General features: G+C 69.0%; 25 protein-coding genes. 17 read left to right on the top strand and 8 right to left on the bottom strand.

Annotated features, from left to right (window positions below; genetic code table 11):
* Window positions 1–776 (bottom strand): TauD/TfdA family dioxygenase (locus RMN86_RS05260; RefSeq protein ID WP_309604783.1); only part of this gene is annotated, 776 nt, incomplete at its 3' end.
* 100 nt (window positions 777–876) lie between these two features.
* On the opposite strand from RMN86_RS05260, the gene cobS reads away from it, so the two are divergent.
* Window positions 877–1,878, top strand: a complete 1,002-nt coding sequence (gene cobS, locus RMN86_RS05255) for a cobaltochelatase subunit CobS (protein ID WP_309604782.1) — start codon at window positions 877–879, stop codon at window positions 1,876–1,878.
* A gap of 16 nt (window positions 1,879–1,894) precedes the next feature.
* Here the strand turns inward: cobS and RMN86_RS18130 are convergent, their stop codons facing one another.
* Window positions 1,895–2,248 (bottom strand): DUF5615 family PIN-like protein, encoded by a 354-nt coding sequence (locus RMN86_RS18130; RefSeq protein WP_405041319.1) that lies wholly within the window; start codon window positions 2,246–2,248, stop codon window positions 1,895–1,897.
* Window positions 2,249–2,251: 3 nt separating this feature from the next.
* Window positions 2,252–2,401: a DUF433 domain-containing protein gene (locus RMN86_RS18125; RefSeq protein WP_405041318.1), complete on the bottom strand. Its 150-nt coding sequence runs from the start codon at window positions 2,399–2,401 to the stop codon at window positions 2,252–2,254.
* Between RMN86_RS18125 and RMN86_RS05250 the strand changes: the two genes are divergently transcribed.
* The 3 genes from RMN86_RS05250 (at window position 2,339) to RMN86_RS05240 (ending at window position 4,386) form a co-directional block, all read left to right on the top strand.
* The gene (locus RMN86_RS05250; protein WP_405041317.1) at window positions 2,339–2,878 is read left to right on the top strand and encodes a BrnT family toxin; all 540 of its coding nucleotides are present in this window, start codon (window positions 2,339–2,341) and stop codon (window positions 2,876–2,878) included. The two genes, RMN86_RS18125 and RMN86_RS05250, sit on opposite strands and share 63 nt — an antisense overlap.
* On the top strand, window positions 2,859–3,098 hold the full coding sequence (gene brnA / locus RMN86_RS05245) for a type II toxin-antitoxin system BrnA family antitoxin (RefSeq protein WP_309604780.1): 240 nt from the start codon (window positions 2,859–2,861) through the stop codon (window positions 3,096–3,098). Before RMN86_RS05250 ends, brnA begins: the two co-directional genes overlap by 20 nt.
* Window positions 3,099–3,195: 97 nt before the next feature.
* Window positions 3,196–4,386, top strand: a complete 1,191-nt coding sequence (locus RMN86_RS05240; RefSeq protein WP_309604779.1) for a DUF3089 domain-containing protein — start codon at window positions 3,196–3,198, stop codon at window positions 4,384–4,386.
* Between the two features lie 6 nt (window positions 4,387–4,392).
* Here the strand turns inward: RMN86_RS05240 and RMN86_RS05235 are convergent, their stop codons facing one another.
* Window positions 4,393–4,572, bottom strand: coding sequence for a DUF1328 domain-containing protein (locus RMN86_RS05235; protein WP_309604778.1), 180 nt, complete (start codon window positions 4,570–4,572; stop codon window positions 4,393–4,395).
* 408 nt (window positions 4,573–4,980) lie between these two features.
* On the opposite strand from RMN86_RS05235, the gene cobT reads away from it, so the two are divergent.
* From cobT to RMN86_RS05220, 3 genes are read left to right on the top strand one after another with little or no spacing between them, the layout of a single operon-like run.
* Window positions 4,981–6,930, top strand: coding sequence for a cobaltochelatase subunit CobT (gene cobT / locus RMN86_RS05230; RefSeq protein ID WP_309604777.1), 1,950 nt, complete (start codon window positions 4,981–4,983; stop codon window positions 6,928–6,930).
* A complete protein-coding gene (locus RMN86_RS05225; protein WP_309604776.1) occupies window positions 6,927–7,901 on the top strand; it encodes an esterase-like activity of phytase family protein in 975 nt (324 codons plus the stop codon). The genes cobT and RMN86_RS05225 overlap by 4 nt, the downstream gene beginning before the upstream one ends.
* A gap of 4 nt (window positions 7,902–7,905) precedes the next feature.
* Window positions 7,906–8,655: a dienelactone hydrolase family protein gene (locus tag RMN86_RS05220; RefSeq protein ID WP_309604775.1), complete on the top strand. Its 750-nt coding sequence runs from the start codon at window positions 7,906–7,908 to the stop codon at window positions 8,653–8,655.
* Here RMN86_RS05220 and RMN86_RS05215 read toward each other — a convergent pair.
* Window positions 8,652–9,254, bottom strand: coding sequence for a hypothetical protein (locus RMN86_RS05215; RefSeq protein WP_309604774.1), 603 nt, complete (start codon window positions 9,252–9,254; stop codon window positions 8,652–8,654). The two genes, RMN86_RS05220 and RMN86_RS05215, sit on opposite strands and share 4 nt — an antisense overlap.
* Before the next feature lie 34 nt (window positions 9,255–9,288).
* Window positions 9,289–9,588 carry a 50S ribosomal protein L28 gene (gene rpmB / locus RMN86_RS05210; protein WP_309604773.1) on the bottom strand — a complete coding sequence of 100 codons (300 nt, stop codon included), beginning with the start codon at window positions 9,586–9,588 and terminating at the stop codon, window positions 9,289–9,291.
* A gap of 277 nt (window positions 9,589–9,865) precedes the next feature.
* Here rpmB and RMN86_RS05205 point away from each other — a divergent pair, with 277 nt between their 5' ends.
* The 5 genes from RMN86_RS05205 to RMN86_RS05185 all read left to right on the top strand — a co-directional run bounded on the left by RMN86_RS05205 (window position 9,866) and on the right by RMN86_RS05185 (window position 14,787).
* Window positions 9,866–11,023 carry a carbohydrate porin gene (locus RMN86_RS05205; RefSeq protein ID WP_309604772.1) on the top strand — a complete coding sequence of 386 codons (1,158 nt, stop codon included), beginning with the start codon at window positions 9,866–9,868 and terminating at the stop codon, window positions 11,021–11,023.
* A 74-nt stretch (window positions 11,024–11,097) separates the two neighbouring features.
* On the top strand, window positions 11,098–11,754 hold the full coding sequence (locus RMN86_RS05200) for a TetR/AcrR family transcriptional regulator (protein ID WP_309604771.1): 657 nt from the start codon (window positions 11,098–11,100) through the stop codon (window positions 11,752–11,754).
* Window positions 11,751–12,728: an HlyD family efflux transporter periplasmic adaptor subunit gene (locus tag RMN86_RS05195; protein ID WP_309604770.1), complete on the top strand. Its 978-nt coding sequence runs from the start codon at window positions 11,751–11,753 to the stop codon at window positions 12,726–12,728. The genes RMN86_RS05200 and RMN86_RS05195 overlap by 4 nt, the downstream gene beginning before the upstream one ends.
* Window positions 12,725–13,642: an ABC transporter ATP-binding protein gene (locus RMN86_RS05190; RefSeq protein WP_309604769.1), complete on the top strand. Its 918-nt coding sequence runs from the start codon at window positions 12,725–12,727 to the stop codon at window positions 13,640–13,642. Before RMN86_RS05195 ends, RMN86_RS05190 begins: the two co-directional genes overlap by 4 nt.
* The gene (locus RMN86_RS05185; protein WP_309604768.1) at window positions 13,639–14,787 is read left to right on the top strand and encodes an ABC transporter permease; all 1,149 of its coding nucleotides are present in this window, start codon (window positions 13,639–13,641) and stop codon (window positions 14,785–14,787) included. The genes RMN86_RS05190 and RMN86_RS05185 overlap by 4 nt, the downstream gene beginning before the upstream one ends.
* A gap of 583 nt (window positions 14,788–15,370) precedes the next feature.
* Here the strand turns inward: RMN86_RS05185 and RMN86_RS05180 are convergent.
* Window positions 15,371–16,153: a hypothetical protein gene (locus RMN86_RS05180; RefSeq protein WP_309604767.1), complete on the bottom strand. Its 783-nt coding sequence runs from the start codon at window positions 16,151–16,153 to the stop codon at window positions 15,371–15,373.
* Window positions 16,154–16,331: 178 nt separating this feature from the next.
* Here RMN86_RS05180 and RMN86_RS05175 point away from each other — a divergent pair, with 178 nt between their 5' ends.
* The 5 genes from RMN86_RS05175 (at window position 16,332) to RMN86_RS05155 (ending at window position 21,900) form a co-directional block, all read left to right on the top strand.
* On the top strand, window positions 16,332–18,878 hold the full coding sequence (locus RMN86_RS05175; protein WP_309604766.1) for a helicase-related protein: 2,547 nt from the start codon (window positions 16,332–16,334) through the stop codon (window positions 18,876–18,878).
* A gap of 10 nt (window positions 18,879–18,888) precedes the next feature.
* Window positions 18,889–19,173, top strand: a complete 285-nt coding sequence (locus tag RMN86_RS05170; RefSeq protein ID WP_309604765.1) for a S4 domain-containing protein — start codon at window positions 18,889–18,891, stop codon at window positions 19,171–19,173.
* A 90-nt stretch (window positions 19,174–19,263) separates the two neighbouring features.
* A complete protein-coding gene (gene fdxA / locus RMN86_RS05165; protein ID WP_309604764.1) occupies window positions 19,264–19,605 on the top strand; it encodes a ferredoxin FdxA in 342 nt (113 codons plus the stop codon).
* A 391-nt stretch (window positions 19,606–19,996) separates the two neighbouring features.
* Window positions 19,997–20,506: a CarD family transcriptional regulator gene (locus RMN86_RS05160; RefSeq protein ID WP_309604763.1), complete on the top strand. Its 510-nt coding sequence runs from the start codon at window positions 19,997–19,999 to the stop codon at window positions 20,504–20,506.
* 116 nt (window positions 20,507–20,622) lie between these two features.
* Complete coding sequence (locus tag RMN86_RS05155; protein ID WP_309604762.1) at window positions 20,623–21,900, top strand: cytochrome P450; 1,278 nt, start codon at window positions 20,623–20,625, stop codon at window positions 21,898–21,900.
* Between the two features lie 11 nt (window positions 21,901–21,911).
* Here RMN86_RS05155 and RMN86_RS05150 read toward each other — a convergent pair.
* A partial coding sequence (locus tag RMN86_RS05150) for a cation:dicarboxylate symporter family transporter (RefSeq protein WP_309604761.1) occupies window positions 21,912–22,885 on the bottom strand: 974 nt, incomplete at its 5' end.

Genomic DNA, 22,885 nt, shown 5'->3' with positions numbered 1-22,885 from the left:
CACATCAGCAGCATCCCCGCCTGCCAGCGATGGCGGTAGATAAACTGTTCCTGGACCATATGCTTGAAGAGGAAGCCCAGCAGGGCGTCGGCCTCCGGCCCGGTCAGCCCCTCGACGCCGACGGTGTAGACCGGACTGATGAAAAGCGCCTTGTGGCCTGTCACGGGATGGGTGCGGACCAGCGGATGGGCGTGGGTCTTATCGGCCTCCTTGGAAGTGATGATCTGCATGGTCCGGGCCGCTGTCTCCTTGGCGAAGGAGCCCTGGATGCCGTAGGGCCGGGCCGCGGAATGGATCGCCCGCAGCGGCGCCAGCATCGAGCGCATAGTGGGCGACAGCGCCTCGTAGGCGCGCGTGCAATCGCAGAAGAGCGTATCTCCGCCCACCGGCGGGGTCACCTCCGAACGCAGAATGGTGGCGGCCGGCGGAGCATCCTGGAAGCTCCAGTCGGAATGCCAGCCGGCCCCGAAATTGGTGGCCTTCTCGTCGGGCTCTCGACGCAGCTCCAGCACATTGGGCCGGCCCGTCATCGGCTTGATGAAGGGGTCGGACCCGAAGCCGCCCATTTCCAGGGTGAAGGCTTCCAGCGCGTCAAGCGACAGCGGCTGGCCCGGGAAGGCCACGACGCCATGCCGCGCCCAGGCGGCCTTGACCTCGGTTAGAACCGGCGCCGGCAGGGGCTTTCCCAGGTCTAGGCCGGCGATCTCGGCGCCGAAGCCGGTCGGCTGCGGCTTCACTACGATCGTACGGTAGACGCCATCCGCTTCCTGCAACATCGCTGGTCCTCCCGACGTGGCGTCAACTTGTGTGCGCCCTGCGTCCCCTATGAAACACCTGTTTGCGTCCGTCCCGGCAAGCCTGTAATCGAAGCCCGCCATGACCGCTTTTGACATCCAAGAAGACAAGCTGCTCACGCTGGTCCCCGACCACGAAGTCAACGCGCGCGACACGTTCGGCGTGGACTTCGACATGAAGGCGCCGGCCTTCAAGGAGAAGGACAGCCACGTCCCCGACTTCGACGAGGCCTACAAGTTCGACCCCGAGACCACGCGCGCGCTGATCGCCGGCTTTGCCCACAACCGGCGGGTGATGGTCCAGGGCTTCCACGGGACCGGCAAGTCGACGCACATCGAACAGGTGGCCGCGCGGCTGAACTGGCCGCTGGTGCGGGTCAACCTCGACAGCCACGTCAGCCGGATCGACCTGGTCGGCAAGGACGCCATCGTGCTGAAGGATGGCAAGCAGGTCACCGAATTCCGCGAGGGCATGCTGCCCTGGGCGATCCAGCGGCCGATCGCGCTGGTCTTCGACGAATATGACGCCGGCCGGCCCGACGTGATGTTCGTGATCCAGCGGGTGCTGGAGGCGCAGGGCAAACTCACCCTGCTGGACCAGAACCGGGTGATCCGGCCGAACCCGTACTTCCGGCTGTTTTCGACCACCAACACCATCGGCCTGGGCGACACCACCGGCCTCTATCACGGCACCCAGCAGATCAATCAGGGCCAGATGGACCGCTGGTCGATCGTCACCACGCTGAACTACCTGGCCCATGATGTGGAGGCGCAGATCGTCCTGGCCAAGTCGCCCAGCTACGACACCGCCGATGGCCGCCGGACCATCGCCGCCATGGTCCGCGTCGCCGACATGACCCGCAACGCCTTCATGAACGGCGATATCTCCACGGTGATGAGCCCGCGCACGGTGATCACCTGGGCCCAGAACGCCGAGATCTTCGACGGCGACATCGCGCTCGGCTTCCGGATGACCTTCCTCAACAAGTGCGACGAACTGGAGCGCGGCACGGTGGCCGAGTTCTATCAGCGCGCCTTCGGGTCGGATTTGCCGGAGAGCACGGCGCGGGTGCGGGTGGCGTAGGCGGATCGCGCGGGCCTTAGCGAAGTCGTCGCCGACGGATTCGCGACTGTTCGACAATCGTTAGGTAATCGCGGGTCCCGTCGCCGAGGTTGTCGAGCGCGGCCAGGAGACGCGCTACGCGCTCTGCCATTCTGGGCGAGGCCACCTGCAGGAGTATGACGCCGGGAATTGGAACGCGGTCCCGAACCGCAAGTTCTCCGAAATCGAAGTTCTCACTCACCACGATCCGGTCCTGGTCCACCGCGAGGTCCGCGAGTTCGCGATCACTCGCCCCGGGCATGGTCGCCGAGGTTACGAGCAGATCGTGCCCCGCGCCGGCAAGCGCATCGGCGATGGCGCGCGAGCAACTCTCGTCAACCAGGAACCGCAATGCCTATTGCGCCGCGACCGCCGCGTGCTGTCTCAGATGGTCCGCCGCGTAGGCGAGGGCGGCGCGGACGTCCTCAAGCACGATGTGCGGATGTTCGTCCAAGAACACCTCGGGCGTGACGCCAAGCGCGCACTCGCGAAGAATCTGTTCCACGGTGATCCGCGTGCCTTTGATCACCGGCCTGCCGTCCATGATGCTTGGATTTGTCTCGATCCGGTCGTGCTTCATGCAGCCATTTTAGCACAATCGCCCCGGGGCGGAAATCTCTGCCTCGCCCGCCGCTGCGTCAATGACGGCGGGTCACGGCCGTGTCAGCGTCCCTCGAAGGCTAGAAAATATGCCGCTTCCGCTCCATTTTCCCCCATCCTCGATTTTGATCCCGACAAGAGCGCGGCGAATTTGGCCAAGCATGGGATCGATTTCGAGGCGGCTCAGACGTTGTGGGACGATGACCTGCGACTGGTTGTCGATGCGCGGTTCCTGAGCGAGCGGCGCGAACTGGTGGTCGGCCGTATCGGCCAGCGGCTGTGGACGGCGGCGGTGACGTTTCGCGGCGACGCGATCCGGATCATCTCGGTCCGCCGGGCACGGAACGATGAGGTGAGGCGATATGAGCTCCAAGACGATTGACGCCGAAGCCTTCGACGCCGCCTTCGACGACGGCGAGGACATCAGCGCGCATGTGGACTGGTCGACCGCGCGCCGGCCCGGGCTGGAAAAGCGGCGGGTGAACATCGACTTCACCGATCAGATGGTCCGCCGCCTCGACATCGAGGCCCAGCGACGTGGTGTGACGCGCCAGGCCCTGATCAAGATGTGGATCGCAGACCGGCTGGACCAAGCGGCTTGAGCCTGGGTCGCCAGCCGAACATCCCGCTGGACCGCACCGCTCCACAGCCCCATCCTCGCGCCCATTGCTGACCAACAAGCATTGCCAGGGGGAAGATATGTCCAGGAACCTGTTGCGCGCGCTCGCCGTGGGCGCCGCCATCGTCGCGCCGGGGTTCGCCGCGCACGCGCAGAACGCCGCACCCGCGAAGAACGACTATTCCGACAAGGCCAACTGGCTGTGCTGGACCGGCAAGCCGGGGGACGCCTGCGCCGTCGATCTGACGACCACGGTGGTCCGGGCCAATGGCTCGGAGAGCATTGAGACCTTCAAGGCGGATCCGAAGGCGCCGGTGGACTGCTTCTATGTCTATCCGACGGTCAGCAATGATCCGGGGATCACCTCGGACATGATCGCCGGGCCGGAGGAGCTGGCCGTGGTCAAGGCGCAGCTGGCGCGGTTCGGGTCGAAGTGCCGGATCTATGCGCCGCTCTATCGCCAGTTCACGCTGACGGCGCTGCGGGCCAACGCGGCGGGCAAGCCGATGGCGGGCTCGGCCGACCCGGCCGCCCGGGCGGTGGGCTATAACGACGTGGCCGACGCCTGGAGCTACTACCTGGCCCACGAGAACCACGGCCGGGGCGTGGTGCTGATCGGCCACTCCCAGGGCTCGGGCGTGCTGACCCAGCTGATCGCCCGGGAGATCGACGGCAAGCCGGCGCAGGCCAAGATCATCTCTGCGATCCTGATGGGCACGCGGCTGCCCATCGACCGGGGCAAGGACACCGGCCTCTTCAGGACCATCCCGCTCTGCAAGGCCCCCAGCCAGACCGGCTGCGTGATCGCCTATGCGAGCTTCCGCGACACCATCCCGCCGCCCGCCAACAGCCTGTTCGGCAAGGCGCCAGGCGAGGGGCAGGTCGCGGCCTGCGCCAACCCGGCGAACCTGGCCGGCGGCCGTGGCGACCTGCACGCCTATCTCGGTAATAGCCCGGCGATCTCCGGCCAGGCCATGCCCAGGACGGTTTGGGTGAAGGGCAAGGCCAACCCGACGACCCCGTTCATCTCGGCCCCCGGCCTGCTCAGCGCGCAATGCGTCGAGAAGAACGGCTTCAGCTATCTGGAGGTGCATGTGAACGGCGTCGCCGCCGATCCGCGCACCGACACCATCGAGGGCGACGTGATCGGCGCCGACGGCCAGCCCAACGCCAGCTGGGGCCTGCACCTGATCGACGCCCACCTGGCGATGGGCAATCTGGTGGATATCGTCGGGGCGCAGGCCAAGGTCTGGCTGGCGAAGACGAAATAGGCCTGGCTAGCCGCCGCTGATCTTCTTGCCGGCCATGACGCCCAGCGCCACGAAGATCACGAAGCCGATGAGGAACAGGAAGAACAGGATCTTGGCGATCCCGGCCGCGGCGCCGGCCATGCCGGTAAATCCCAGCCCGCCGGCGATCAGCGCGACCACGGCGAAAATCAACGCCCACTTCAACATGTCGGTTGCTCCCACAACGCCCACGCCATGCGAGCTCGCAAAGGCAAACGCAGGCTTGGCCTTGGCGTTCCCTAGGCGCCTACCTTCCCCATCGCTGCAGCGATGGCGGGAGGCGGACCGCTCGCCGACCCCGGCGAAGGCCCGGGGGAAGAGCGAGGGGTGGAGGGGGCGAGCCTCCCTCTCTGGGCCATCAGCGGTCCGACCGCCGAGCTTGCGGTTTGCCCCCTCCACCACGCCCTCCCCCCGGACCGCTGTGCGATCCGGCGGCCCCTTGCTTCGCAAGCCACCCCCAAAGGGGGTGGATTGGGGCGCGGTCCCCCTCCCGCCGCTTCGCGGGGGAGGTAGATGTGGCGACCTGACGAAATCCTTGTTTCGTCCACGCGCCGCCCTGATCTAAGACACCCCCTGATGGCCAAGAACCCCGAGAGTCCCCTGGAGCCCTTCAAGCGCGCGTTGGCCAACGCGGCGCGGTCGCTGGCCGAGTCCGCCGACCTGGAGATCGTCTATTCCGGCGAGGGGCCGCAGCTGTCGGGCAACCGGGCGGTGCTGCCGCATCCGCCGCGCGACCTGACGCCGATCGACGCGGCGCGGATCCGCGGTTTCGCCGATCAGATGGCGCTGCGCATCGCCCACCACGACGTGGCCGCCCACGCCAAGGCCCGCCCGGCCTCGGTGCTGGGCCAGCCGATCTATGACGGCATCGAACAGGCCCGGATCGAGGCCATCGGCGCCAATGCCCTGGGCGGGGTGCGCGAGAACCTGAAGGCCGTCCACGAGCAGGCCTGGGCCAAGCGGGCGTTCAACCAGATCGAGGCCCTGGCCAATCCGCCCTATGCCGACGTGGTCTCTCTGATGGTTCGCGAGCGGCTGACCGGGGTGAAACCACCGGCCATGTCCCAGCCACTGGTGAACCTGTTCCGGGACGAGATCGAGGCCAAGGCCGGCGCCGACCTCGACCGCCTGACCGAGGCGGTGCAGGACCAGAAGGCTTTCGCCCGGATCGCGCGCGCCATCATTCGCGACCTGAAGATGGGCGACGACATGTCCGACGCCAGCGACCCGGCGGACCAGGACGACGGCGACGACGACGACGGCGAGCAGGAAGCCGGTGACGACAGCGACGACGGCGACGGCGAGGGTAAGTCGCCGCAGCAGTCCTCGATGGACGAGAGCGACCCGACCCATCGCGAGAGCGACGACGCCGATTCGCAGATGATGCAGGCGCAGGACGACGCCGACGCCGAGGACTCCGACGAGCCCCCCGAGATGGGCGACGGGGAACAACCCGCCCGCCCGGACCTGAAGGGCGAGGGAAAGGTGGTCACCTACAAGGTGTTCACCACCGCCCACGACGAGGTCGTCGCGGCCGAGGAGCTGTGCGACGCCGAGGAACTGACCCGCCTGCGGGCCTATCTCGACCAGCAGCTGTCGAGCCTGTCGAACGTGGTCTCGCGCCTGGCCAACCGGCTGCAGCGCAAGCTCCTGGCGCAACAGAACCGTTCCTGGAGCTTCGACCTGGAGGAGGGCCTGCTGGACGTGGCGCGCCTGACCCGGGTGATCGTCGACCCCACCGCACCCCTGTCGTTCAAGGAAGAAAAGGACACCGAGTTCCGCGACACGGTGGTTTCCATCCTGATCGACAACTCCGGCTCGATGCGGGGCCGCCCGATCATGGTGGCGGCGGTCTGCGCCGACATCCTGGCGCGCACCCTGGAACGCTGTGGGGTCAAGACCGAGATCCTGGGGTTCACCACCCGCGCCTGGAAGGGCGGCTCGTCGCGGGAGGTCTGGCTGAAGGCCGGCAAGCCGCCGCAGCCGGGCCGGCTCAATGACCTTCGCCACATCATCTACAAGGCCGCCGACGCCCCCTGGCGGCGCGCCCGGCGCAACCTGGGTCTGATGATGCGCGAGGGGCTGCTGAAGGAGAACATCGACGGCGAGGCGCTGATGTGGGCGCATCAGCGGCTGATCGGCCGTCCGGAGGCGCGGCGCATCCTGATGGTCATCTCCGACGGGGCGCCGGTGGATGATTCGACCCTGTCGGTGAACTCCGGCCACTATCTGGAGCGCCACCTGCGCGAGGTGATCGGCGAGCTGGAGGGCCGCAGCCCGGTGCAGCTGATCGCCATCGGCATCGGCCACGACGTCACCCGCTACTACCGCCGCGCGGTGACCATCGTCGATGTGGAGCAGCTCGCCGGGGCGATCACCGACCAGCTGGCGGGCCTGTTCGAAGAGGAGCCGCGCAAGATGACGCGGCGCAACGCCGCCATCCTGCAACCGCCGCCCAATACCCAGGGCCCCACCGGCCCGGCCAAGCGATCGACCTTCAAGGAAGTGCGGAGGGCGGTGGCTTGAGGCGGCTCGCCACGGCGTTGGCGGCGGGTCTGTTGCTGGTCGGCTGCGCACGTGGCCCCTCCGAACCGCCCAGGGCGCGCGTCGCGGCCGCCTCGGCGATCACGGTGAAGGGCGAGCCTGTACCGCTGAATCCCGGCGACCCCACGCAGGACCGCATCGGCGACCTGATCTATGCCGGCGGCCTGGTGCTGACGTCGGCCCAGACCGCCCGGCTGCACGGGCTGTCAGACCTCGACGTGCAGGCCGGCGGGTCGCTGATCGCGGTCAGCGACGAGGGCTACCTCTTGCGCGCGCGCGTGCTGCTGGACGCCAAGGGGCGGTTGATCGGCCTGGCCGACGCCACGCTTGGGCCGCTCACCGGCCTCGACGGCCAACCGCTGCAGGGCAAGGACAATGCCGATTCCGAAGGCCTGGCGCGGATGCCCGGCGGTGACCTGCTGGTCAGCTTCGAGCAGCGTGACCGCATCTGGCTCTACCCGGCCGGCGGCGGGCTGCCGCGCGCGGCCCCGGCTCCCGATGTCTCGTTCCCCTACAACGAAGGCATGGAGGCCCTGGCGCCGGATCCGACGGTGGGCGCCGACGCCTATATCACCGGCGGCGAGACCACCGGACGGACCTGGTCCTGCGCCCTGACCCGCCCATGCGTCGAAGGTCCGACAGTTGACCTTGCGGTGGGCTTTGGCCTCGTCGCGGTGCGCCGCCTGCCGCTCGGACGCACCGCCTGGCTGCTGCGCGCCTTCAACCCGATGACCCGGAGCGTCATTGACCTCAGGATCACGGACGCGGCCGGCCGAACCGTCGACCAGCAGGAGATCCGCGGACCCCTGACCGTCGACAACTTCGAGGGTCTGGCCGCCGTGCCCGGCCGGGATGGCGCCATTCGCTTCTACCTGATTTCCGACGACAATTTTTCGAGTTCCCAGCGCACGCTCCTCCTCGCGTTCGATTGGAAACCACCCCCCGGGAGCTGATGAGATGAAGGCCGAGGTCGCCGTTCCCACACCCGAGGGCGACGCCCGCGCCTTCGTGTTCACGCCGGACGCCGGGGAGGGCCCCTGGCCCGCGGCGATCCTGTTCATGGACGCGCCCGCGATCCGCCCGGCGATGTTCGAGATGGGCGAACGCCTGGCCCGGGCTGGCTACTATGTGCTGCTGCCCGACCTGTTCTGGCGCGCGGGACCTTATCCGCCGCTGGACATCGTCAAGGCGTTCGCAGGCGATCCGGAGATGGGCGCGCTGTTCGCGCGCCTGCGGGCCTCGACCGACGCGACCCGGCAGATGGCCGACACCAGCGCCTGCCTCGACTGGCTGAAGACGCAAGGCCAGGCCCGGCCCGGCAAGGTCGGCGTCACCGGCTATTGCATGGGCGGCGGGATCGCGCTCCGGGCGGCCGGAACCTTCCCCGACCGCATCGCCGCGGCGGCGTCGTTCCACGGCGGCGGTCAGGCCACCGACGCACCGGACAGCCCGCATCTGCTCGCGCCCAGGATCACCGCCAAAGTGCTGGTCGCCGGCGCCGAGGAGGACCGCCATTTCGACACAGCCCAGTGCGAACGCCTGGACTCAGCGCTGAAGGCCGCCGGCGTGGATGCCGAGGTGTCGATCTGGAAGGGCGCTAAGCACGGCTGGGTGCCCACCGACATGCCGGTCTATAATCGCGATGCCGCCGAACGGCACTGGGTCGAGCTGGTGGGGCTGTTCGACGGCGTTCTGAAGGCCGCCTAAGCTGCTGGCCGGGCGCCCTTGGTCCACTTGAACTGCTGGGCCGTGCTGTAGGGCGCCTCGGCCAGGGTGTCCGGATTCCACAGTCGGCGCTCGGCCAGGTCGAAGTGCGCATTGTCGTAGATATGGATGCTGCCCGAGCCCGCGCTGTCGCTGTTGTCGAGGGCGTGGATCAGGTCCGGCGGCAGCACTGAGACAGCCGGCGCCGTCACGGTGATCCGTCCGGCCGGGGCCAGCCGTCCGTCGGCCAGGCGGTAGTTCTGGTAGCCCTCCGCGCCGCGATAGACCCCAACCACGGCGACGCCGGCGTGGTCGTGCGGCGGGCTGATCAGGCCGCGGCGTCCCTCCACCTGATAGATGGTCAGGTCGTCGGACCGCAGCCAGACATCGAAGCCCTTGCGGGCCGACGCCCCGCGCGAGGCGACCTCAGCGTCGATGGCGCCGGGCTCAAGCAGCGCCGCGCCGAGCAGGCCGGCGACAGCTGGCGCCCAGTCGGCGCGCGCGCGGGCCGCTCGGCAGTCCTCGACAAAGCGTTCGATGGTGAAGGCCATGCGGCGCATGATGCGCCGGCGGGCGGCGGCGGCAACAAAAAAGCCGCCCAAGGGCGGCCTTTCCGATGCGGCTGGCTCCCAGCAATCAGGCGGCGACGGCCTGTTCGGCGAGCTTGGCCTTGAGCTGGCGTTTGATCTTCTGGGCCCGGGGCGACAGGTTCTCGTCGCTGGCCTTCAGCAGGAAGGGGTCGAGGCCGCCGCGAAAATCGAGTGTGCGCAGCGCCGCGTTGGTGATGCGCAGGCGGAACGCCTGGCCCAAGGCGTCGGATTGCAGCGTGGCGGGGGACAGCGCGGGCAGGAAGCGGCGCTTGGTCTTGATGTTCGAGTGGCTCACATTGTGGCCGACCATGGGGCCGACACCGGTGAGTTCGCAACGACGCGACATGGGATCAGAAACCTTCGCGAGAACGGGACGCCACGGGCCGGGGCCCGCGCGAGAGCCGGCGATATAGAGGAAGGCCGGCGCCCACGTCAAGGCGAGCACGCCGCCCGGATGTCTTTCAAGCGCGTTTTCCGCCTGGAGCCTTGTGGTCGAACGCCGTTGATATACAATATGTTGCGGTGAACAAACATCGAATCTGGCCAAGTCGCTGATTCGGTCATGATTCGTTTCGCCCGTGTTCCGGCAGACGGTCGGCGTTGTGAAGTGTCACGGAGGCCCGATGAGGCCAAGCCGCGCCCCGCCCCTCGTTTTCCTGGCCAGAGGGGTCCTGGCCAGAGGGGTCCTGGCCGCAGGGGTCCTGGCCGGAGGGATCGGCGCGACGGCGGCGCGGGCCGAAGACGCCGGTCCCAAGCCGCTGTTTTCCTATGTCGGCGCGTTCAACGGCGTGGCCGCCGGAGGGCTGTCGAAGACGGCGACCTACGTCCACGCCCTGGCGGCCGGGGTGCAGGCGCCGGTGGGCGGACCTTGGAGCGTCACCCTGCAAGGCGCCTGGACGACGGGCTCCAACCTTTCGGCCCGCGCGATCGGCGATGTGGCCGGCGTTCAGGGGCCGTTCAATTCGGGCGACGGCCTGTGGCTCTATGAGCTCAAGGCGACCTACGCCACCGACGCCGCGACCGTGCAGCTGGGCCGGGTCTCGACCGGCGACGCCCTGCCCGGCGTCGCGGGCATGAGCCAGTTTGTCAATTCCGCCTATTCCTCGAACGGCGGGGCGATCACCGTCAACGATCCGGGCCGGGCGGCGACGCCGGCCTCCACCTGGGGCGCATGGGGTCGCATCCAGGCCGGGCTGGTCGAACTGCGCGGCGGGGCGTTCCTGTCCGACCCGAACCGCACGACGCTGCGCCGGCATGGGACCGACTTCAGCTTCCGGCCCGCCGACGGGGTGCTGGGCTTTGGCGAAGCCGTGGCGCCCGTGGGGGCGGGTCTCAGGATCGGCATGGGAGCCTATGGCGACTCGGCGCGATTTCAGGCGTTCGACGGGCGTGAGGTTCGCGGCAACGGGGGCTGGTATCTCTGGCTCGAGCGGCCCGCGCCGGACAAGCCCGCCCCCGCCTTCTCAGGTTTCGCCATGGTGGAGGGGGCGACGCGAGACGACCGCAGCCTGCAGCCGCTGTTCCTGATAGCCGGCCTGACCTGGCAGGGAATCGATCCCCGCCGCCCCGCCGACGCGCTCTCCGTGGGCTTCACCATCGGCGGGTTCAGCCACGCCAGCCTGCTGCGCGGCCGCGAGACCACCCTGGAAGCCAACTACCGGGTGAGCCTCACCGATCACCTGACCGCGCGGCCAGACGTGCAGTACGTGATCTCGCCCGGCGGGCGCGGCGGCGGGCCGGACGCCCTGGTCCTCGGCGTCCAGATCGAAGCGTCGCTTTGAACCAGGTTGCGCCCCTTGCGCAACGGGCGCGTCAAGATTAATAACTGACCGGTCAGTTATTAGCTGAGGCGTCGATGCTCGATCCCGGCGAGCCGAAATTCCGCAGGCGCAAGGCCGATCGGCCGGCTGAGATCGTCGCGGCCGCGCTGGCGGTGTTCGCGGAGAAGGGCTTCGCCGCGGCCAGGCTGGAAGAGATCGCCCGGCACGCGGGCGTCTCGAAGGGCGCGCTCTACCTCTATTTCGAGACCAAGGACGACCTGTTCCGGGCGGTGGTCGCCCAGGCCGTGGCGCCCAGCATCGAGCTAATCCGGGCGATGATGGCGACCCATCCGGGACCGATCGCCGATCTCCTGCGCGGCCTGGCGACACGGATCGGCGGCCTGATCGAAACCCTGCCGGTCGGCGGGGTGCTGAAGATGGTGATCGGCGAGGCGCGCAACTTTCCCGGGCTCGCCCGCGTCTGGCACGACGATCTGGTCGCCCATGTGCTGGACGCCCTGACCGAGGCGATCGCCGCGGCCCAGGCCCGAGGCGAGGTGAAGGCGGGCGACCCGCGAGCCTACGCCCTGCAGATCATCGCCCCGATGCTGGTTGGGGTGATCTGGCGCGAGACCTTCGTGCCGGTGGGCGCGCAGCCCTTCGACCTGCCGGCCCTTGCCCGCCAGCATATCGAGACCATGATCGAGGGCCTGAAGATCCGGGCTCCGACGACTGGGGAGGCCCATCGATGACCCGTCAACGGCTGCTGGTCGCGGCCCTGCTGCTGGCCGCCATCGCGGTGATCGCGGCGCTGGTGCTGATCCCCCGCCTCGGGCGGCGCAGCGTGCTGACCGGCTATATCGAGGGCGAACCCCTCTATCTGGCCGCCCCGGTCTCCGGCACGGTCAGGGCCATGTACGTGGTCCGCGGCCAGGAGGTGGCGGCGGGCGGCAGGCTGTTCATGGTCGATCCCCGGCAGCCGGCGGCCGCGCGCGACCAGGCCGCTGCCCAGCTCGCCGCCGCGCGGGCCCAGGCGCTTGACGCTCGCAAGGGCCAGCGGCCCGCGGAGCTGGCGGTGCTGGACGCCAACATCGCCGCGGCGCAGGCCCGCGCCGGCGACGCGGCGGCCAAGCTGCGCCGGGTCTCGACCCTGGCCGCGAAGGGCTATGAATCGAAAGCCGCCCTCGATGACGCCAAGGCGGCGTCGCAGGCCGCCGAAGCCCAGGTCAGGGCCGCCAGGAAACAGCGCGACGCCGCCGCGCTGGGCGCGCGCGAAGACCAGATCCGCGCTGCTGACGCCCGGACCGGCGAAGCTGAGGCCGGGTTCGCCGGCGCTGCGGCGCGGCTCTCCGATGTGGCGCCCACGGCGCCCCGCGCCGCACGCGTGGAGGAGGTGTTCTTCCAGCAGGGCGAGTGGGCGCCGGCCAACCAGCCGATCCTGTCGCTGCTGCCGGACGCGCGGATCAAGCTGCGGTTCTTCGTGCCGCAGGCGTCGCTTTCGGCCTACCGCGTCGGCGGCGTGGTGCGCTTTTCCTGCGACGGGTGCGCCAGGGGGCTGACGGCGACCATCGCCTACATCTCGCCCCGCCCGGAATTCACCCCGCCGGTGATCTACAGCCGCGAGGCGCGCGACCGGCTGGTCTATCTGGCGGAAGCCCGGCCGTCCGCGCGCCTCAATCCCGGCCAGCCGGTGGATGTCGAGCCCCTTGGGGAGCCGCGCAAGTGACCCTGGCCATCGACGTGGCCGGGCTGAACAAGAGCTTTGCCGGCAAGCACGTCGTGCAGGACTTCTCGATCCAGGTCGAACAAGGCCGGATCTGCGGGTTCCTGGGGCCTAACGGCTCGGGCAAGACCACGACGCTGCGGATGCTCTGCGGCCTGCTGACGCCAGATAGTGGCTCGGGAACCTGCCTGGGCTACGACATCCTGGCCCAGGCCGACGCGATCAAGGTCCGGACCGGCTACATGACCCAGCGGTTCTCGCTCTATGAGGACCTGACGCTGGCGGAAAACCTGCAGTTCACTGCCCGCGTCTACGGCCTGGACCGCCGGGCCGAGCGGGTGGACGCGGCGCTGTCGCGGCTGGGCCTGACCAACCGCCGCGACCAGCTGGCGGGCGAGCTTTCCGGCGGCTGGAAACAACGCCTGGCCCTGGCCTCGGCGACGCTGCACGAGCCCAGGCTGCTGCTGCTCGACGAGCCCACCGCCGGCGTCGATCCCAAGGCGCGCCGCGACTTCTGGGACGAGATCCACGCGCTCGCCGGCCAGGGCCTGACCGTGCTGGTCTCTACCCACTACATGGACGAGGCCGAGCGGTGCCACGAGATCGCCTATATCAGCTATGGCCGGCTGATCGCGCGGGGCACGACGCAACAGGTGGTCGAGGGCTCGCACCTGGTCACCTTCCACGGCGAGGGGCCCGATGTCGGCCAGCTGGCGCACGCGCTGGCCGGAAAGCCCGGGGTCGACACCGTCGCGCCCTTCGGAGCCGCGGTGCATGTGAGCGGGACCGACCGCCGCGCTCTGGAAGCGGCTATCGCGCCGTGGCGAAAAGCCCCGTTCCGATGGCGCGAGGTGGAGCCCACGCTGGAGGACGTGTTCATCCAGCTGATGGGTCGGGCGCAGGACAACTTCGCATGAGCGGCTTCTCCCCCGACCGCGTCGCCGCGGTGATGATCAAGGAGTTCAAGCAGCTCACCCGCGACCGGCTGACCTACGCCATGATGCTGGTGCTGCCGGTCGTGCAGCTGCTGCTGTTCGGCTATGCGATCAACACCGAGCCGCGCCACCTGCCGATGGCCGTTCTGGTGCAGGAGGACAGTGTTTTCGCCCGCTCGATCGTCGGCGCGATGACCCGCAGCGGCTATTTCCAATTGACCGCCCAGGCCCGCTCGCCAGCCGAACTGGACGAGATGATCCGCCAGGGCCGGGTGCAGTTCGCGGTCACCATCCCGGGCGATTTCACCCGCCGGGTGGCGCGCGGCGACCCCTCTGCCGGGAATGGGGCCCAGATCCTGGTGGAGGCCGACGCCACCGACCCCTCGGCCACTGGCGGGGCTGTGGCGGCGCTGGCCGCCCTGCCCGCCCAGGCCCTGGCGCACGACCTGAAGGGCGCGCTGGCGGCCCGCGGTCAGGGCGTCGCGCCGTTCGAGGTGGTGGTCCACGCCCGCTACAATCCCGAAGCCATCACCGCCTATAACATCGTGCCGGGCCTGCTCGGCGTGATCCTGTCGATGACCCTGGTGATGATGACCGCGCTCAGCGTCACCCGCGAGACCGAACGCGGGACCATGGAAAGTCTGCTCGCCACCCCCGTCGAGCCCCTGGAGGTGATGACCGGCAAGCTCGCGCCCTATGTGGCGATCGGCGTCGTGCAGACGGTGATCATCCTGATCTTCGCGCGGCTTTTGTTCGGGGTGCCGATGGAGGGCGGCTGGGCCGGCCTGTCGCTGGGCGTCGGCCTGTTCATCGTCGGCTCCCTGGCGCTGGGGTTCCTGATCTCCACCGCGGCGCGCTCGCAGCTGCAGGCCATGCAGATGAGCGTCTTCTACATCTTCCCCTCGATCCTGCTGTCGGGGTTCATGTTCCCGTTCCGCGGGATGCCGGCCTGGGCCCGCGTGCTCGGCGAGGCGCTCCCGGTGACCCATTTCCTGCGGGTGGTGCGCGGCGCCCTGCTGAAGGGCCAGGGCCTCGGCGACATGTGGCGCGAACTTGCCGCGCTCACCGCCTTCGTCTGCGTGGTCACCGCGCTGGCGATGGCGCGCTATCGGCGGACGCTGGACTAGCGCCTCCGTCGGGCGCGTAGACCCACCCATGCGGCGTCAAGGCCGGCGTCGCCTTAGCGCTGCGAACGCAAGGCGCGCCTGAGGGCCGCCGGGGCGATGCGTTGCAGGCGATGTAAGCGGAACATGCGCCTATTGGCGACCCGCGGCGCGGACGGGCGCGCGAGCAGAAATCGGAAAATTCACTTGTGAAAGACCGGCATATGTTCTTGATCTGTTCACTCTATCCGCGTTCCGGCCGCAAGTCCAGAATTTGCGCCCCGGAGGGTTGTTCACCGTAATACCCGCAATAGGATCTCGGGTTAGGGCCCGGGCGTCAGTGCGCCGCCGTTTCGCAACGCGACGAAGGCTTCGCGAACATCATCGAAGAAACGCGGGGGCAGGAAGCCGTAGTCATAGCGGTCCCTCCGCGCCAACTTCCGTAAGTCATAGCCCGGCCAGAGGAAGGCGTTGCCCTCCGAGACGACCACTCACGGAGTTGCGGTGACAGTTGCAATAACCCCCATGCTCGTCGGGAGTGGCTAGGGATGCCTGGGTGGGGGTTATTGCAACTGTCAGCGAAACTCTCGCCGCCCCCACCGTAACCCTACCCCTTGGGCGCCACCGGCTTGCGGGGCGCGAGCGGTGTCGCCCAGATGCCGGCCAGGATCAGCAGGGCGCCCAGGGGCACGGTGGCGTCGACGAACCAGGGGTCGAACCGCGACGGCGCCGGCGTCAGGCCAAAGCCCAGGAACTGCAGCGAATACCACTGCACCAGGACAAAGCCGGTCGACCAGTTGGCGTGGAAGGTGAACAGCCCGAGGAACGCCATCAGGCCCCACAGCCACTTGCGCTCCAGTCCCGGCGTGCGGATCACCTTGACCAGCGCGGCCAGCATCAGCAGCGGCGAGGCGATCGCCAGCGCCAGGAACATGCCCTGAAGCACCGACCTGTTGGCGAGCGTCAGACGGTTGACCGCCAGTTCGCGCTCCGTGGCGACCTCCAGATTGAAGCCTCTGACCTGCCAGACGCGCCCCCCGGGGAGCTCATAGAGCTGGGTGCGGAACAGCGCCGCGCGGTCGGGATAGTCGTACTCGATGGCGAGGGACGCATAGCGCCCGTGATCCTTCACCTCGGCGACCGTGGAACTCACCACCTTGGAGCCGGTCGGCTCGCCGGCGGGCACAAAGGTGCGCAGCTTGGAGAATTGCGCCGCCGTGGCGGGGGTGATCGTCCCCGGGTGGATCCGCGCCGCCAGCGCCGTGTCCTGGCCAGAGCGCAGTTCGTCATAGACCGCGCGGGTGACGGCCACGGCGTTCTGATCGGGGGTGACGGCCTGGCAGGCCGAGACCAGGACCGCCAACAAGATGACCCATGCCGCGCGACGCATCCGCTAACCCCCGTGAAGCCGACCGCCATAGAACCGCGTTGCGGGGGTCAAGAGAAGGGGCAAGTTCAAGACCCGGCAAAAGCCCGCGCGCCCGGCCTCCGCGGCCCATCGATGACGGGGCCGCGCCTTGGGCCTTGCGGCGCTTGCCCGACTCCGCGCCGCACCCCAGATTAGGCCGATGAGCGACCGACCCTCGGGCGTGGCTCCGCCGCGGCTCGTGGCGGTGCTGGGCCCCACCAACACCGGCAAGACTCACCTGGCGGTGGAGCGGATGCTGGGCCACGCCTCGGGCATGATCGGCCTGCCGCTGCGCCTGCTGGCGCGCGAGATCTACGACCGGATCGTCAGGCTCCGGGGGGCCCGCGCCGTGGCGCTGATCACCGGCGAGGAGAAGATCGTCCCGCCGCGCGCCACCTATTTCGTCTGCACCGTCGAGGCCATGCCGCTGTCGCGCGAGGTCGAGTTCCTGGCGGTGGACGAAATCCAGCTCTGCGCCGACCCCGAGCGCGGCCATGTGTTCACCCACCGCCTGCTGCACGCGCGCGGCACGGCCGAGACCATGCTGCTGGGCGCGGGGACCATGGCGCCCTTGGTGCGCCGGCTGTTGCCGCACGCCGAGATCGTCACCCGCGAACGGTTCAGCGCCCTGACCTACGCCGGGCCCAAAAAGCTCACCCGCCTGCCCCGGCGCTCCGCGATCGTCGCCTTCAGCGCCGACCAGGTCTACGCCATCGCCGAACTGATCCGTCGCCAGCGCGGCGGCGCCGCGGTGGTGATGGGATCCTTGAGCCCACGCACCCGCAACGCCCAGGTCGCCCTCTACCAGTCCGGCGAAGTGGATTTCCTGGTGGCCACCGACGCCATCGGCATGGGCCTGAACATGGACGTCGACCACGTGGCCTTCGCGGGCTTGCGCAAGTTCGACGGCAGGCGGACGCGGTTCCTGCACCCGCAGGAGGTCGGGCAGATCGCAGGAAGGGCCGGCCGCTACCAGCGTGACGGGACCTTTGGGGTCACCGGCGAGGCCGAAGACATGGACGAGGATCTGGTCCTGGCCGTCGAGGAGCACCGGTTCGAACCGGTGACCGGCGCCCAATGGCGCAACTCTCGACTGGATTTCGCCAGCCTGACCAGCCTGCTCCGGTCCCTGGCCAAGACCCCGGACCGCGAAGGGCTGGAGCTCTCCGTCGAGGCGCTGGACGAGACCACCCTGCGCCACCTGGTCCAGGATCCGCAGGTCGCTGCCCGCGCGCGCGGTCGCGCGGCCGTCGAGGCGCTGTGGGACTGTTGCCAGACGCCGGACTTCCGCAAGCTGGCCCTCGACGAGCACATGGGCCTGGCCAAGGACTTTTTCCTGCACCTGACCGCTGGGCGCCAGCGCATCCCGGAGGACTGGATCGCCCGGCAATATGCGGGGCTCGACCGGACGGACGGGGAGATCGACACCCTGGCGGCGCGGCTTTCCGGCGTCCGCACCCTGGCCTACGTCGCCAACCGCCCGAACTGGCTGGCCGACCCCGGAACCTGGCAGGCCAGAACGAGGGGGCTGGAAGACCGGCTCTCCGACACCCTGCACGAGAAGCTGATGGCCCGCTTCGTCGACCGGCGGACCAGCGCGCTGATGCGCGGCCTGCGGGTGCGCGAGGACATGCTGGCCGGCGTCGCGGCCGACGGCGCGGTGACCGTCGAGGGTCACTTCGTCGGCCGGTTGAGCGGGGTGCGGTTCGAAGGGGCGCAGGGATCGTCCATGCTGGAGGAAAAGGCCCTGCGCGCCGCCGCGGCCCACGCGGTCGGCCCGGAGATCGCGCGCCGGCTGGGTCGCCTCGCCGCGGAGCCGGATGCGGCCTTCGCCCTGACGCCCGACGGCGTGGTGCTGTGGCATGGGGAGGCGGCCGGGGCGTTGAGCGGCGGCGAGCCGTTCCGGCCACGGGTGCGGCTGCTGGGCGACCTGGGCCCGGAGGCGGCGCGCCAGCGCGCGGGCCAGCGGCTGGAAGCCTTCGTGGCCAGCGAGGCGACGCGGCGCCTGGCCGGCCTGCGCAAGCTCGAGACAGCGGTCGCCGAGGGCCGGATCAAGGGCCTGGCGCGCGGGCTGGCCTTCCGGCTGATCGAGGCCGGCGGGGTGCTGGACCGGGCGCAGGCGCGCGCGGAGACCCGGTCACTCAGCCCGGTCGAGCGACGCGCGCTGCGCGGGCTCGGCGTCCGGCTGGGCGCCTTTTCGATCTTCATGCCGAGCCTGTTGCGGCCGGACGCGCGCGCGCTGACCCAGGCGCTGGCCGGGCGCGAGGTTCCCGGCTGGCGTCCCGCCGCCGACGCGGTCAGCCGCCTGCCGGCGCCGACGCCCCCGCCCCGCGCTCTGGCCGCCTTCGGTTTGCGGGCGGTGGGTGGCCTGGCCGTGCCGGTGGATCAGCTGGAGCGGCTCGACGAATGGCTGCGGGCCGGCGTCAGGCAGGGCGGCGGGGTGCTGTTTTCCGATGCGGCGCGCGAGGAACTCGGCTGGCGCGACGACGAGGCTCGTGAGATCCTAAAGGGTCTGGGCTTCGCCGCGATCCGGCGGCCGGGCGAGCCCGTCGCCTGGCGCCGCCGGTCCGAGCGCGATTTTGCCGTGGAGCACAAGCCGATCACCGCACCCCATTCTCCCTTCGCCGCCCTGGCCGCATTGCAGGGCGCGCCCGCGCCCGCGCGGCGCCCTCGCCGACCGCGGCGCACCGGTCAGTCCCATGGCTGAGGAACCGCCCATGATCGACGGCGCGACCCGGGCCGATGTCTGGCTGTGGCGCGCGCGCTTCTTCAAGACCCGAACGCTGGCCGCCGCGTTCATCGAGGAGGGTCGCATCCGGCTGACCCGCGCCGGCCACGAGTCGCGCGTCGACAAGCCGGCCCGCCCGCTGAAGATCGACGACGCCCTGGTGTTCGCGATCGACGGAAAGCTGTTCGCTGTCAGGGTGGTGGCGTTTGGCGAACGACGCGGTCCGCCGAAGGAAGCGCGCGCGCTCTATGCGCGTTTGGAGATTTCTTCGTAGCGCCAGACGCCGCCGCGGCATTGACAATGCGGCTGGCGCCCGTGAAAAACCCGCGCCCTACCCCGCCAGCCTGGAGGCCGCTCGCCCGCCATGACCTACATCGTGATGGACGCCTGCATCAAATGTAAGTTCATGGACTGCGTGGAAGTGTGCCCCGTCGACTGCTTCTACGAGGGCGAGAATTTCCTGGCTATCAATCCGGACGAGTGCATCGATTGCGGCGTCTGCGAGCCGGAATGCCCGGTCGACGCCATCAAGCCCGACACCGAGGATGACGCCGACGGCAAGTGGCTGCGGATCAATACGGAATACGCCCGCGTCTGGCCGAACATCACGGTCAAGGGCCAGGCGCCGGCCGACGCCGAGGCCTTCGAGCGCGAGACCGGCAAGCTTGAGAAATACTTCTCCGAGAAGCCCGGCCGCGGCTCCTGACCGGGCGCCCGTCCGGCTTCGCCCGATGCCGCCCCGGCTGGGGCAAGCCTTTCATTCGGCTTAATTTTATGATACCGTCGCAGACGACGCGGCGATCAGGCTCCTGGCCTCGCCCGTGGACAAGAAGTCGAACTAGAAGCAGTGCCGCGCCGGCGTGGACCCAGCAATGGGCGCGGCGGCGACAGGCGAAGGGTGTCTTAAGAGGTCTATTCCGCTTCAATTGACGATAGCGCCGCGCGCCCTCTTCGCGGAGCGGGTGGCTTTGTCGACTGTATCTGGAGCCCTTCGTCTCCCCTCAGGTTGATCCAACCTGGGTGGTGAAGGGCTCTGGCGGAACCTCGTCGCAGCGGTCCGGCGTCGGATCGCACAGGATTTTGAGAAGGGCTACTCGATGAGCAAGGTCAGTCACGATTTCACCGTCGGCGATCACGTCGTCTACCCCGCCCACGGCGTCGGGCAGGTGCAGGGGATCCAGACCCAGGAAATCGCCGGTCTGCAGCTGGAAGTCTATGTGATCACCTTCGACCACGAGAAGATGACCCTGCGGGTGCCCACGGCCAAGGCGCGCACGGCGGGCCTGCGGGCGCTGGCCGAGACCAACGTGGTCTCCCAGGCCCTGACCACCCTGAAGGGCCGCGCGCGGGTGAAACGCACCATGTGGAGCCGCCGCGCCCAGGAATACGAAGCCAAGATCAACTCCGGCGACCTGATCTCCATCGCCGAGGTGGTGCGCGACCTGCACCGCGCCGAGAACCAGCCGGAACAGTCCTATTCGGAGCGCCAGCTCTACGAATCGGCGCTGGACCGCATGGCCCGCGAAGTCGCCGCCATCGAGCGCATCGACCGCGACGCGGCCATCGGCATCCTCAACAAGTCGCTGATCAAGGCCGTCGCGGCCTAAACCTGCCGCGCGAGATCGTTCTGCGAAGCGCCCGGCCTTACCGCCGGGCGTTTTCGTTTGAGTCTTGCCCCGCGCGGCCCCAACCTCCGGCCATCGGCGACGGTGGAGGGAAGATCATGGGCCCAGATGCCAAGCGGGACGCCAGCAAGATCTCCAGCGACGCCCGCGAGCGGGCCTATTCGACGCCGCTCGACGACTTCAATGTCGCCGACGTCAGCCACTTCACCAGCGACACCCACTGGCCCTGGTTCGAACGGCTGCGGCGCGAGGATCCCGTCCACTACTGCGCCGACAGCGAGTACGGCCCCTATTGGTCGGTGACTAGGTTCCAGGACATCGTGGCGGTGGATTCCAACCACGAGGTGTTCTCGTCCGACTCCAGCCGTGGCGGGATCATGATCGCCGACGCCTTCGAGCCCAGCGCCGATTCCAGCTTCATCGGGCTCGACCCGCCGGACCATGACGCCCAGCGCAAGGTGGTGACGCCCACCTTCTCCACCGCCGGCATGGCGGCGATGGAGCCGCTGATTCGCGAGCGGGCCGCGGCCATCCTCGACGAACTGCCGGTCGGCGAGACCTTCGACTTCGTCGACAAGGTGTCCATCGAACTCACCAGCCAGATGCTGGCGACGCTGTTCGACTACCCGTTCGACCAGCGCCGCAACCTGCCGAAGATTTCCGACATGGCGCTGTCCGGTCCGCCGCCGGCCGACATGACCCCCGAGCAGCTCCTCGAACGCCAGGCGGCGTTCATGCCGATGATCATGCCGTTCATGGGCCTGTGGGACGCCCGCAAGGACGGGCCGCCGGCCAACGACCTGATCTCCCGGCTCGCCCAAGACCCTGTGACCCGCAAGGGCGACCGGCCCGAGGGTTACTTCGGCAACATCATTCTGCTGACCGTGGCCGGCAGCGACACCACCCGTCACTCGATCACCGGCGCCCTGATGGCCTTCCAGGAGTACCCCGAGGCCTATGATCGCCTGCGCGCGGACCCTGGCCTGCTGGACTCCGCGGCGCCGGAGATCGTCCGCTGGCAGAGCCCCGTGGCCCACATGCGCCGGACGGCGACCCGCGACTTCGAGCTCTCCGGCAAGACCATCCGGAAAGGCGACCGGGTGGTCATGTGGTACGTCTCTGGCAACCGCGACGAAGAGGTGATCGCCGACGCCGACCGCTTCATCATCGACCGCGAGCGGCCGCGCCAGCATGTGGCCTTCGGCTTCGGCATCCACCGCTGCGTCGGCAACCGGCTGGCCGAGATGCAACTTCGCGTCGTCTGGGAAGAGATCCTCAAGCGCTTCAAGCGCATCGAGGTGGTGGGCGAGCCCCAGCGGCTGAAGTCGAATTTCGTCAAGGGCTACGAGGCCCTGCCCGTGCGCATCGTCGCCTGACCGCGCGGCGGTCAGTCCGGTAGCGGCGTCTCCAGCAGGGCTTCCGGATCCGGGCCCGGGCCACGGTCCAGCTCATCCCTCAGCCGGTCGCGATCGAGGTCGCCCTCCCAGCGGGCGATGACCAGGGTTCCGACGCCGTTGCCGATGAAGTTGGTCAGCGCGCGGCACTGGCTCATGAACCGGTCGACGCCCAGCAGCAGCCCAAGCGCGGCGATGGGAAGGTCGGGGATCACCGCCAGCGTGGCCGCCAGGGTGATGAAGCCCGCGCCCGAGACGCCGCTGGCGCCCTTCGATGTCAGCATGGCCACGCCCAGCAGGGTGAACTCCTGTTGCCAGGTCAGGTGGATATTGGTCGCCTGGGCCAGGAACAGGGTGGCCAGCGTCATGTAGATGTTGGTGCCGTCGAGGTTGAAGCTGTAGCCGGCGGGAACCACCAGGCCGACCGTGCCCTTGCCTGCCCCCAGCCGCTGCAGCTTGGCCATGATCAGCGGCAGCGCGGCCTCCGACGACGAGGCGCCGAGCACGATCAGCAGCTCTTCACGGATGTAGCGCAGGAACTTCCAGATCGAGAACCCGGAAAGCGCCGCCACGGCGCCCAGCACGATCGCCACGAAGAGCGCGCTGGTCAGGTAGAAGGTGGCCACCAGCGCGCTGAGGTTCTTCAGAGACTCCACGCCGAACTTGCCGACGGTGTAGGCCATCGCCCCGAAGGCGCCGAGGGGCGCCAGTCGCACGATCACCCCGATGATCCCGAAGAACACCTTGGCGATGTCGTCCAGGACGTCGGCGGTCCTGGCTCCGAAGTCCCCCATCTTGGTGCAGGCGAAGCCGGTGAGGATGGCGATCACCAGCACCTGCAGCAGGTCGCCGCCGGAAAAGGCGCTGACGAAGGTGTCGGGGATCAGGTGCAGCAGGTAGTCGGCGACCGTCTGGCCGTGCTGGGCCTTGGCGACATAGTCGGCGACGGCCTTGGGGTCGAGGCTGG

The sequence above is a fragment of the Phenylobacterium sp. genome (genome assembly GCF_031360265.1).
GTDB lineage: Bacteria > Pseudomonadota > Alphaproteobacteria > Caulobacterales > Caulobacteraceae > Phenylobacterium.
Note: the sequence above shows the minus strand (reverse complement) of the source record. Positions and strands in the feature narration are given on the sequence as shown.